Source organism: Pantoea eucalypti, assembly GCF_009646115.1.
GTDB classification, from domain to species: domain Bacteria; phylum Pseudomonadota; class Gammaproteobacteria; order Enterobacterales; family Enterobacteriaceae; genus Pantoea; species Pantoea eucalypti.
The window spans coordinates 517,747-529,303 of record NZ_CP045721.1; the positions used below are offsets into that span (position 1 = coordinate 517,747).

At 47.5% G+C, this 11,557-nt stretch carries 11 protein-coding genes; 5 read left to right on the forward strand and 6 right to left on the reverse strand.

Translation table 11 applies throughout. The features are described from left to right. Positions 1–306: 306 nt before the first annotated feature. From fetB to EE896_RS21255, 4 genes are all read right to left on the reverse strand, one after another. Entirely contained in the window at positions 307–1,086 is a 780-nt protein-coding gene (fetB, locus tag EE896_RS21240) for an iron efflux ABC transporter permease subunit FetB (protein ID WP_140915686.1), read from the reverse strand. Beyond that, positions 1,073–1,741: an iron efflux ABC transporter ATP-binding subunit FetA gene (fetA, locus tag EE896_RS21245; RefSeq protein WP_003855039.1), complete on the reverse strand. Its 669-nt coding sequence runs from the start codon at positions 1,739–1,741 to the stop codon at positions 1,073–1,075. Before fetA ends, fetB begins: the two co-directional genes overlap by 14 nt. Positions 1,742–2,017: 276 nt before the next feature. Then, entirely contained in the window at positions 2,018–2,506 is a 489-nt protein-coding gene (locus EE896_RS21250) for a hypothetical protein (protein WP_140915685.1), read from the reverse strand. Between the two features lie 179 nt (positions 2,507–2,685). Further along, positions 2,686–3,345, reverse strand: a complete 660-nt coding sequence (locus EE896_RS21255) for a DUF1345 domain-containing protein (RefSeq protein WP_003855037.1) — start codon at positions 3,343–3,345, stop codon at positions 2,686–2,688. A 313-nt stretch (positions 3,346–3,658) separates the two neighbouring features. On the opposite strand from EE896_RS21255, the gene EE896_RS21260 reads away from it, so the two are divergent. Beyond that, positions 3,659–3,838: a hypothetical protein gene (locus tag EE896_RS21260; protein ID WP_140915684.1), complete on the forward strand. Its 180-nt coding sequence runs from the start codon at positions 3,659–3,661 to the stop codon at positions 3,836–3,838. Positions 3,839–4,004: 166 nt separating this feature from the next. After that, positions 4,005–4,685, forward strand: coding sequence for a VIT1/CCC1 transporter family protein (locus EE896_RS21265; protein ID WP_039661827.1), 681 nt, complete (start codon positions 4,005–4,007; stop codon positions 4,683–4,685). Positions 4,686–4,714: 29 nt separating this feature from the next. Here the strand turns inward: EE896_RS21265 and EE896_RS21270 are convergent, their stop codons facing one another. Next, positions 4,715–5,065 (reverse strand): DUF3147 family protein, encoded by a 351-nt coding sequence (locus tag EE896_RS21270; RefSeq protein WP_008924623.1) that lies wholly within the window; start codon positions 5,063–5,065, stop codon positions 4,715–4,717. Positions 5,066–5,149: 84 nt separating this feature from the next. After that, a complete protein-coding gene (cybB, locus tag EE896_RS21275; protein WP_003855033.1) occupies positions 5,150–5,674 on the reverse strand; it encodes a cytochrome b561 in 525 nt (174 codons plus the stop codon). A gap of 472 nt (positions 5,675–6,146) precedes the next feature. On the opposite strand from cybB, the gene EE896_RS21280 reads away from it, so the two are divergent. The 3 genes from EE896_RS21280 (at position 6,147) to EE896_RS21290 (ending at position 10,872) form a co-directional block, all read left to right on the forward strand. After that, positions 6,147–7,085, forward strand: a complete 939-nt coding sequence (locus EE896_RS21280) for a GlxA family transcriptional regulator (RefSeq protein WP_140915683.1) — start codon at positions 6,147–6,149, stop codon at positions 7,083–7,085. A gap of 473 nt (positions 7,086–7,558) precedes the next feature. Continuing rightward, positions 7,559–9,169: an EAL domain-containing protein gene (locus EE896_RS21285; protein ID WP_153574586.1), complete on the forward strand. Its 1,611-nt coding sequence runs from the start codon at positions 7,559–7,561 to the stop codon at positions 9,167–9,169. An 83-nt stretch (positions 9,170–9,252) separates the two neighbouring features. Further along, positions 9,253–10,872, forward strand: coding sequence for a methyl-accepting chemotaxis protein (locus EE896_RS21290; RefSeq protein WP_008924621.1), 1,620 nt, complete (start codon positions 9,253–9,255; stop codon positions 10,870–10,872). The last annotated feature ends 685 nt before the right edge of the window (positions 10,873–11,557 follow it).

An 11,557-nucleotide genomic window follows, 5' to 3' on the forward strand; every position in this document is an offset into this window, starting at 1 on the left:
CTCTGTGAACAGGAGCATTGTAGATCGACCAATCTACAATTGAAAGGTTTTGAGTGGACTCTGCGTCCATCACTATGAATTTAAGCAATCGCGAGACCGCTATTATCACTGACAGAAGTAAACTCAATCACAGCGGTGCATGAGGCACAGGAATATGTAATCAATAAACATGAATCTGACCCTTACAATTCGCCTGATGCAAGGGCTGTTGAAGCGGTCCGCCATCAATCAGGCGCGTGCGCGTTAACTGATGGCAGACTGACTATAATCACTGGCTGTTATGCTCAGAGCACGCAGCCACGATCATTAATGAGAGTTGTTATCCGATATTTTCAGCTGCGACCTGGCATTATAAAAACGTCGGAAAGATAAGTAGACCGCAATGATTGTTGACAGGCTGGCGGTTCCAATCAGCATGAACGTCACCATAATCTGATACTTAATTGCTTTGAGCGGATCGATTCCTGCGAAGATCAATCCTGACATCATCCCAGGAAGGCTGACCAGTCCGACCGTTTTGGCCGCATCTACCGTGGGGATAAGAGCTGTACGAATGCTGTCAGCAATAATACGGCCCGACGACAACTTCACTGATGCGCCCAGGCTCAGCATCTCCATAATTTTCTGGTGATTATCGCTGAAACGCTGGTTCAGATTGCTGTAACAGAGCCCTACCGCGACCATGGCATTACCGGCAATCATGCCTGAGATGGGAATGACCTGCATCGGCACAAAGGCGATTGCGCCGCTAAGCCCCAGAATCGTCAGTGTGATGACGGTGCCACTGAAAATAGCGACAAAGGATATCGCAAAGGCGTTATCGATATTCCGACCGCGCTTGCGTGCATTGATTGCGGCATTTACGCAGATAAACAACACCATCACTACCGTCAGCCAGCTGTTATTAACGTCGAAAATTGACTTCAGCACGAAGCCAACAATAATCAGCTGGATAATCGCCCGGCATACACTCCAGATAATATCTTTGCTCATGCCGAGCTTTTCTTTCTGACTGATTAGCAAAGCAATGACGACCAGCGTCAATGAGAGCAACAGTGAGGTGTCACTAATATTATGTTGATTCACGCTGATGCTCCTCTTCGGGCGCTGCCAGACGAAGCACATTCCCGGCCTGCTCAATGTCATTTACATCGTGACTGATACGCACCACCGCCACCTTGTCTTCAACTGAAATTCTGTTAATCAATGAAAGCACCGCCAGCCTGTTTACGTCATCAAGGGCGCTGGTGACTTCATCCAGTAGCAAAATATCCGGCATAAACTGCAGATTACGAAGCAGCCCGATACGCTGCTTTTCCCCACCGGAGAGCTGTTCAACAGATTTATTCAGCATATCGGGTGAGAGATTGACACTCTCAAGGTGAGCAACAAGCCTTTCCCGATGCGGTTTCTGGCGCCGGATCTGCCAGGGAAGCGCGAGGTTGTCGTAAACCGTCTGACCAAACAGCTGCGGTGTCTGAAAACAGTACGAGACCTGCTGGCGATACGCCTCTGCGTCCAGGGTGGTGATGTCGTGGTTTTTGAAGAAGAGTTGCCCGGAATCTGGCGTAATGAGGGAAGCCATAATTTTTAAAAGTGTGCTTTTTCCACTGCCAGAAGGGCCGGTCAGTAATACGCAATCGCCCTGATGTAACTGCAGAGATACCGGTCGTAGTAGCTGACGATCTCCGACTGAAAAAGTGACCTCCTGCACATCGAGCAGGGGCAAAACTCTGTCCATATTTACGCCTCAGGACCTTAAGAGGAAGTGGCAGGATTTTTGCGTCAGACGGAATCAGACACTGCCTTTCATGGGCCGGATACACGTGGTGTGCTTTGCCGCCCATTTACAGCGCGAATGGCGGGTTAAGCGCATCGGACTGCGAGACATAAGAGTAGTCATTTCAGAACGGCTAATCATCTTCTGAGTTAAAAATGAGTGGATTGAAACAGCTGTGGGTCGTTCCTCCGCAAAAAGCACGAGGGTCAGACAAAGGTGGCTGACCCGCTGCGGCAATTATTTGTTTTCCCAGTGGGTAGAAACGGGGTTTGTGACCGTATTCATTTCCTGTGTATAGGTGCCGTTCTGCTGTGCGATGGCCTCGCCGGTGTCGACAATCGCGTTCTGAATGAAAACGTTCTGCTTTTCACTTTTGATAAAGGTTAACTGGTGAAAGGCCGTTTTATTCCCCCAGTCAGCAGAAGGCAGAGAGATAAAACGCACGGTGAACGTTTCATCATCAAACTTGCCCTGCATAACGTAAACGCCGTAGTGGTTTTCGCCCTGAGAAATGATCTTATAGGTGCCATTGTCGTAATAATAGATCTCAGCATCCGGAAACGGCTTTTTGTCATACATTTTGCGGTAGTGCAGCACCTGTTTGATGGTGGGCTGCCCGAAACTGACAGTCAGGTTTTTACCATCCGCTGAGGTCGTCAGGCCATCAGCATGAACACTGCTCATCAGCATTAACAGGCTGGTTGTAACCATTGCAGTTGCTTTCACTCTCTTTCTCCTGATCGGATCACGGGAACAACAAACGTATAACACGACAGAACTTACACGGCAGTGCGTGTCGGTTGAAGAGGCAGATAACACCTCATTACACATTGTTATAATCACTAAAGGTGACCAGGTTGTTACAGAATGACAGCTCCGCAAATGATGCCAGGCTGTCACTGGATTTAATTCAGTAAACCAGCCCCGACATTCACCGATAAACCCAGAATAGCCAGATTGAAAATAAAGGAGATAACAGATTGCAGTAATGCGAGTTTACGCATCTCTGTGGTTCCGGTGGCAACGTCCGCAGTTTGTGACGCAACCGCGATGGTGAATGAAAAGTAGAGGAAATCCCAGTAGCCCGGATCCGTCGTTTTATCGGGGAATATCAACGGACTCACATGTTCACTCCGGTTAAGGTAGTGCTGATGAGCATAGTGCATCGCAAATGAGCTGGGCAACATGGCCCAGGATGCGATCAATGTCATTGCTGTCAGCAACAAATGCAGGAGTCGTGGTGTGCCGGTCAATCCTTTCAGGGTAGGGAGTTCACTCAGAATAGCCACAATACTGACCATACACGCCACAATCACGATTCCCAGCACCAGCGCGGCACTCTGATCCTGCAGCTGAGCAATACGCTTAATTCCTGTTGCATCGGTTCGCAGCATGCGAACCCAGAGAATGCAGAGATAGAGCCAGGCCCACACATTCCAGCTAATCAACAAACGCTGCATCTGACCCAACTGAGCAGAGAGTAAAAAGTAGCACATTAAACCGGCAGCAACAGAGAGCACCAGACGCAAACGGGCATACAACGTGGAGGTTAAAGATGTCGGCATCGTAAAGCCATTATGGTTTAGTCAGAATGATATCCACTTTAGCTAAAACCGGGTAAAAATTATAAATAAAGAATCAATACTTACACTTTTTAAGTACCCGCCAGGTTCGATTCCAGAACGTGAAATGTGTAAAAAGCGCAGCGAATCACTTATGCAGTAAAGTCTGCGGGTATTGAGAGGATGAATAATCTAACGGTGTTTGTTCCATCAGGTATGGCTGCCGCTTTAGCAGTAGTTTTTTGGTGAATTATCTATTTCGCCTTTACGATAAAAACAGATGTTAATAATTCTCAATCACGCTAACCTGAGGGCAGTGAAAATAAACCTCCACCCTCTTTATTTTTATGGTGATTTCCAGCTCAATCAGGGTAATAAACAGGTCGCCAGGCAATATCTGGAAAAAGCACTCAAAGCAGCGCCGCGTCCAGGGCGGGAAATCGCTGACAATGGACGGCATGCCGATATCGAACGTGATCTCAGCAAGCTTGATTGAGGTTTTTTAACGATGGCCCGCCGGTTCCCTCGTTGACTTTCGCCCCGCGTCTATACTTTTTCGAGGGCGACTGATCTAAACCGACGACGTCATGATTTACAGATTGAGTGCCTGCTGCGGCCTGCTTTAAAACGTTAACGTCTGACACAAGAGGGATAAACGGTTGATACATGGAGAATCGCACAAAATTTCGCGATCTGGCTGGCTGCGAGCAGCCGTGCTGGGTGCCAATGATGGCATTGTTTCGACGGCAAGCCTTCTCACCGGTGTCGCTGCTGCTAACAGCGCTTTTCATAGTCTGCTTCTGGCAGGCGTAGCTGGCGTGGTGGCCGGTGCCATGTCTATGGCGACAGGTGAGTACGTTTCTGTTTCCTCACAGGCTGACACCGAGCGCGCCGCTATTGCCGAAGAACAGGCCGAACTGGAAAGCAACTATCAGGCTGAAACACACGAGCTGGCAGCAATTTATACTCATCGCGGTTTGAATAAAGAATTAGCGCATGAGGTTGCCACTGCACTCATGAAACATGACGCTCTTGATGCGCATACGCGTGATGAACTTGGCATCTCTGATATCTCCAGCGCCCGGCCGCTTCAGGCTGCACTGTTCTCTGCAGGCAGTTTTACGGTGGGGGCATTAATTCCGCTTATTGTCGCTCTGACTTATTCAGGTATTGCGGGTATTGTTATCTCGGCTCTGCTGGCGCTGATGATTTTAGGGGCTGTAGCCGCCAGAGCCGGCGGAGCACCAGTCATACGCAGCGTCATCCGTGTCAGTTTCTGGAGCAGTCTCGCAATGGCGCTGTCCGGCGTGACTGGCGCTTTGTTTGGCCATTTCGCAGGGTGAATTAAGGTGACGCGTAAGCGTCACCTTAACTACATAAGCTGAATACCAAAGCGCTTTAAAAACAGCGCCCAGAGAACAAAGAGGATGACAGTGATTACGCAGGATATCAGTAGCGTCAGCCAGAAGCCGGTTCGCTGATAGAGGTAAGGAAAAAGAACGAACATCGGCAGTGTCGGCACCACATACCAGAAAGTGTACCAGGCATGAGCGCTGATTTTTTCCTGTGTCTGCCCTTCCAGCTTCATCCAGATCAGCACCAGAAGAGTGACCAGCGGTAAGGCGGCAAGCAGGCCGCCCAGTCGATCGCTGCGCTTCGCCGCTTCTGATATCAGTACGACCATAAACGCCGTAATGGCATATTTCGCTATTAACCAGAGCATGATTCTCCTCAAAATTCCTGTACATCTCACCGACGAGTGCAGGATCGTGAACGATCAACACGCTCTGATTATCAGGCCACGCGCTTACGGCATCATCCTGCGCAACGTGTCATCTTTCAGAAAATAGTGATGGAACAACGCCGCCACCGCATGCAGACCAATTAACCAGTATCCCAGTGGCGCCAGGGTTTCGTGCCAGTCAATTAACATACTGGCAGTGGCAGGGTCCGGAATCGTCGCGACAGGCATGTTAAGCCCAAACAGGGACCACTCTTTTCCGCGCAGGTAACGTGAACTCAGCCCCAGGATCGGTAATACAACAAAAAGTGCATACAGCAAGGTGTGCACCAGATGCGAAATACCCGTCTGCCATGGCGCAACAGGTGGCGTGATCGGCGGGGTTTTCGTGCGGGTGCGCAAAAAAAGACGGGCTATCATCAGGAGCAATATGCAGAAACCTGCTGAAAAGTGAGTAATCATAACCACATTTCGCTGCCAGGTGCCCTTGTCTGCCATCCAGCGCAGCTCAATCGTAGCGTAAGCCACGATGATCAACAGAACCGTAAGCCAGTGAAAAAGAATTTGCGAACCTTTGTATTTGCTCAACATCGATAAACTCCAGTGACTATTTTTTTATGTCACTATACCAGCAAATAATTAGATGTTTATTAGCAATTTACCTGTGATTTTAAAGCTTAATAACTCAGCTACAGAGCAGCCATCCGATGCTTCACAGCATCTGGCTATGGCCTGATTGCACGCTTCGTTAGTTTCACGCTGTAATGCATCCCCTTCACCTTCTCAGACGCATTTGTGGCTGAAAAAACCCTCTATTTAACAATCTGATTACATTCATTTACTGCCCAGATGTTTTGCATCTCAGGTTCAGTTTGCATGACGGTAGCGCGTTGTGGCTCTATACACGCTTAACAGGTTAAACAGCTGCTTTGATTGTGTTACGCAGTAAGTAACAATTTTCACGCAATTTACGACAATTTAACACCATGGGGTTCAGGCAATGCGAATTGCGATACTGGCTATTGAGGGCAGCGTTCTCTCAGCCATTTCAGGAATAGCAGACATGTTCTGGATAGCGAATTATGCCGTTGCTTCCAGTCCACAACATGCAGCCCGGTTTGAAAACGACCCTTTCCAGACCGTTATCGTCAGTCCGGATGGTGGCCCCGTATGGGACGTTCAGGGCCGTCTCATTCACATTGACAGCTCCTTTCAGTCAGTTGGTCAACCTGATGTCATTATTGCCCCCGGCATGGTGCTGGGAAACAACCGGGAGCCCGTGAATATGCTGGGCGTAAAAGAGGCCGCCGTCTGGTTAAGGAAGCAATATGACGCCGGTTCTATCGTCGCCTCAACAGGTACAGGTGGGTTCATACTGGGCGAAGCAGGTTTGCTTGACGGAAAGTCTTTTTCAACAACGTGGTGGTTTTATCACACCATGCGGGAACGCTACCCACTTGCCCAGTCTCAATGGGGTAAGGTGCTTGAGGAAGATGGACGGGTATTGACCACCGGCGGCTGTTTCTCATGGATTTCGCTGGTTCTGCATATTATTCAGAAAGGCGCTGGAGCCGATGTGGCAAAACTTGCCGCAGGCATGTCGCTAACGGACAACGACTCTTTATGCCAGCACCTTTATGTCCCTCCCGGGCTGGCAGATAATGGCCACCCGCTTTTATTACGTGCTCAGGACATCATACGGTTTAAAAACCCCTCTATCAGCGCGGCAAAACTGGCTGAAGCACTCAATACCACTGAACGCACGCTGCAACGAAAACTTAAAGCGCTCACGCAGGAAAAGCCTAAAGAATTCATCACCCGCATAAGAATAGAATCTGCCTGTGTCATGCTCGCGAATCCTACGATCAGCATACGTCAGGTGGTGACAGAGTGTGGCTATTCAGAAGAGACAGCCTTCAGAAAAGCATTCACACAGATAATGGGAATGGCGCCAGCACGTTACCGCCAATGGCTTGCCGACAAAGCCTCACCACAAGGCTAAAACATACCGGCATTTACAGATGGGATACTGGATGAACTGGCAGCAGGTTATTATGAGGTGATTATCACTTAGCGTTATCAATATAAACTCTGGATTAAAGCCCCCTTTCTGCAGGCCGTAATCAGTTAAACTGATTACAGCTCCTGCACTCGTTCACTTTATTTGAACTATATTTTCCTGTTACATTGCCGATATAACGACATGTTTATTTTTCCGAGTATTAACGTTTACCGTTATTACCTGGCGTCACACTGATAATTTACGCTAACCCGATCATCTTGACATAAAATTGATGATTAGATTACAGTGTATTAGCTGTTGCGCTACACAATCTATTTTAGAAAAAAAGGTGATATTACGTCATTCATTATTTATATGAGTGACCGAAATCCTTCAGACAAAAATTTAGCCATTGACCCAGTGTTTTTTGGGAAAAATTAATTTCTTTTAAACCACATAACACCAGGGGAGAAATGATGAAGGCAGGGCACGCAACTATAATTTCAGAAGCCTTTCAACACCCTGAGCGTGCGGATAAAAAGAAATTATGGGCGTCATTGATCATTTCATCAATTCTGGTCGCTTTGTCAGCGATCTTTTTTTACTGCATTAATTCATCCTCTGACGACAAACAAAGAACCCGGACACTGGAGAACCTGGTAATAAAAATCGACGGAATTCTGGCGGACGCGATCGAAAGTGCCACCGCACTAATAAAAACGGGGACAGACTGCACAAGCCAGCAACTGCAGTCAATAAAAAAAACCGTTCAGACAAACGGCTATATTCGATCGCTGACTCTGTTTGATGCCTCCGGGAATATTTACTGCTCCTCATCGACAGGTCAGACCTTCATTCCAAACGAAAGGGTTAACCTGAACATCAGGCACGATATCAGAAAACGCATCGAACAAAATGAAAAAGGAATTTCAATAAAACTCATATCCGGCTCCAATCGCGTGCCAGATAAAAATGCAATGGTGATTTTAATACCTTTCAATAATGGCATAATGACACTTGCAATAGATGCCGGATATTTTACGACACCACTCAGCACAATCCATCTGGTAAGCAACAAAATTTATACACTTGAAGCAGATGGAATGCGACTCTCCTGGCATGGTTTAACAGCATCTTCTTCGGTGGAAGAAAATGGTTATTTAAAAAAATCCACCCTGTTTCCGTACAAAATAATAGAGACCTCATCAGAAAATACCGATGGCATTGACCATACTATAATCTCTGCTGGTTTTTTTTCTTCCCTGTTTCTGGCATTTTTCCTTACCTCACGCTGGACACTCAACCGATTCTACTCCAGAAAGCGTTACATCATTAACGCCCTTAGAGACAAGGCTTTCTCTTTTGACATACAACCGGTATTCAGCCTGAACGAAAAACGCCTTATGGGAGGCGAGGTTTTGATACGCTGGAGAGTGAGCCCGTCCATAATGATATCGCCCCACCTTTTTATTCCTGTTGCTGAAAAACATAATATCGTGAACAAACTGGCAGAGTTTCTTTTAACCGATATTGCTGACAGAATCTTAGCAGGAAGTCTGATACTTCCGCCTTCGTTCAGGCTTAACTTTAATGTTCATTCCTCTCACTTTGAACAGGAATCTCTTATCATTGCCTGTCAGTACTTTCTGAATGCCACGGCAGCCTGCAAAATAAAACTGGTGCTGGAATTAACTGAACGCCAGGAACTGGCGCAGCAGATGAGCGTAAAGACAACTCTCAGCGTTTTAATCGCAGCGGGTGTTGAGATGGCCGTGGATGATTTCGGAACCGGCAGTTCAGGGCTTCGCTATCTTTACAACAGCAACTTCAGGTGCATAAAAATTGATAAAAGCCTGACTGAAGAAGCCATTTCTAACCCACTTGCCTGCACAGTAATGGAGTCCAGTATTCAACTGGCCCAGAAACTGGGTAAAGTCATTGTCGTAGAGGGAATTGAAACACAACAGCAGTTAGAACTTATCAGCCGAATGGATCTGAAAAATGAAGTTCTGATACAGGGATATCTGTGGTCGCGCCCACTCTGCCCACAACAATTTGGTTATTTCATAAATCATAATGCATGAATGAACACATTAATGCTTAGGGTAACCATTGCGGCATTACCCCCATTTTCATTTTCACCATACACTCACCAGGAACGTTAATAATGAACAGAGTTAAGCAGGTTTTTGAAAATCTAAAGATCAGATCAAAGCTTGGAATTTCTTATTTCGCACTGATTTCTTTTCTGCTTGTCAGCGTCCTTATCGGACTCAACGCGCTGGGAATGGCCAGAACAAGTATCACCGGTATGATTAACGACGACTATCCAACGATATCTTTAGGCAATGACCTTATTCAGAATATAAATCAGGGTGTCCAGCTACAGCTGATGCTGATAAATGCCGAAGATCCCGTTTCCAAAGTGACCATTGAGCGTGAGATGCTGGAAAAAACAAAGAATATCAGCACCACGTTTGGCGAACTGCGGCGTCTTGCAGACGACAGTGACTCACAGAGGATCCTTGATGATATTGAGGTCAAACGCCGCGAATTTCTGAGTTCGCGCCAGGATTTCCTGTCGCGCCTGGCCGTAAATAAAGCGGAGGCAAACTCGTTTTATCTCAACTCAACAGTGAAACTACAGGATGCGTATGTTAAGCAAGTATCGAATTTCATCGGGTTACAGGAAGCCCAGATGAAAAGCTCCTATGAAAGTTTCACTACGCGATATAACAGCGTACGCAAGGAGATTATTTTCATCTCTCTGTTCAGCATCCTGACAGCCATTACGCTGGCACTGTTTATTACCCGATCGATTACTGCCCCGCTTTATGACGTTATCGCCCGGGTACAGCGAGTCGCTGAAGGGCACCTCACTAACAGTATCAGCACGCAACGTCGGGATGAGACAGGACTTCTCATGAACGCCATTGGCGCCATGCAAACTAATCTCAGTGTGATGGTCCGTCAGATACGCGAAGGTGCAGAAAATATCGCTACCGGGGCCCATCAGATACTCGCCGGCACCCGTAATTTATCGGAACGAACGGAAGAGCAGGCCAGCTCGGTAGAGGAAACGGCTGCCTCTGTTGAGCAGTTTACCGCCACCATTGCCCACACCCGCAGCAATACGCGCTTTGCCTCCACGCTCTCAGCGCAGGCTGAGAATGCCGTCAGTCAAAACGGTGAAATGATGCAGGCCGTGACGGTTAAGATGAATGAAATCGAAGCCTCCTCACGTCAGATGGCGGAAATTCTGACCTTGATTGACTCGATTGCGTTCCAGACCAATATTCTGGCGCTCAATGCGGCGGTTGAAGCAGCGCGTGCCGGTGAGCATGGCCGGGGATTTGCGGTAGTGGCGCAGGAGGTTCGTTCCCTGTCACAGAAGACGGCCACTTCATCCAGCGAGATAAAAGCGTTGATTGAAAAGTCTTCATCCCAGACACGAGACGGACAAAGAATGGCAACGGACGCAAACCAGTTGATGGGCGGCATGATCAGCAACGTTTCTGAGATGAAAACAATCCTGAGCCAAATCGATCAGGCTGCCGTCGAACAGGCGGACGGTATTGCTCAGATTAATATTGCCATTACGCAGATCGACACCACCACCCAGCAGAACGCTGCTCTTGTAGAGGAATCGCTTGCTGCTTCCGCCATGCTGAATGATCAGGCCGTTATCATGATGCGTACGGTAAGCGCATTCAGGACTGAGGACGCCCCGTCAGAGAATGTTCAGGGATTGAGCAATCACAAAGAAATAACTTACGCCACGGCGTGATGAACCTGATTAACTCAGGTTTCAGGTAGCCATGCTCTCACGCCACACGCAGATTATCGTGCAGGCAAAGCCATCCTCTGTGGTGGCTTTTCTCGCTTTCGTATTTTGAAATTTGGTTGATCAGGCAGTAACCGCCAGCGTGTCGCCCGCATATGTGAACAAACCTGCATAATTCCGGGACGTCTTATCCGCCGCCAAATCCGCTTCACGCCGTACTACTCACCTGAGTTGCGAAACCCCATCAGGATGTTGACCCACCAGAATATCCCGCTGAACCGCAGAAACAAATCAGACTGAGTGTTGAGCCAGGTTAAGTCATTACTCCAGTCAGCCTGGGGAATTTGAGATTTAAGAGAGCGATAAATCTTAAACTTAACCTGAGGTTCATTGTGTAAAATAGCGAAAACCTGTAGCTGAATGCGCTACTTACATCTGTAAATACACTGCTCACTGGAACGATTAGCATGCCCGATGTGAGTCCTTCTTTAAGTCAAATCCGCCTCCCATCGCCAGAATCTGTTAACGTCTCGCTTATTATTAGTGCCAGTCTAAATAAGAGTTAAAATGACACACGTTATCGTCACCTTTTGACTCTATATTTTTCATTCAAAAACAGTAACTTCTACTCTGATTGTAGTTCGCCTATGCTGGCTGCTTACTACGTTTTACGTCAGAGGGATTTGCT

Coding starts and splice junctions, on each gene's coding strand:
- fetA (WP_003855039.1), bottom strand. CDS start 1,741: ATGGACAGAGTTTTGCCCCTGCTCGATGTGCAGGAGGTCACTTTTTCA.
- EE896_RS21255 (WP_003855037.1), bottom strand. CDS start 3,345: ATGCCGACATCTTTAACCTCCACGTTGTATGCCCGTTTGCGTCTGGTG.
- EE896_RS21270 (WP_008924623.1), bottom strand. CDS start 5,065: ATGCTCTGGTTAATAGCGAAATATGCCATTACGGCGTTTATGGTCGTA.
- cybB (WP_003855033.1), bottom strand. CDS start 5,674: ATGTTGAGCAAATACAAAGGTTCGCAAATTCTTTTTCACTGGCTTACG.
- EE896_RS21280 (WP_140915683.1), top strand. CDS start 6,147: ATGTTCTGGATAGCGAATTATGCCGTTGCTTCCAGTCCACAACATGCA.
- EE896_RS21285 (WP_153574586.1), top strand. CDS start 7,559: ATGATGAAGGCAGGGCACGCAACTATAATTTCAGAAGCCTTTCAACAC.
- EE896_RS21290 (WP_008924621.1), top strand. CDS start 9,253: ATGAACAGAGTTAAGCAGGTTTTTGAAAATCTAAAGATCAGATCAAAG.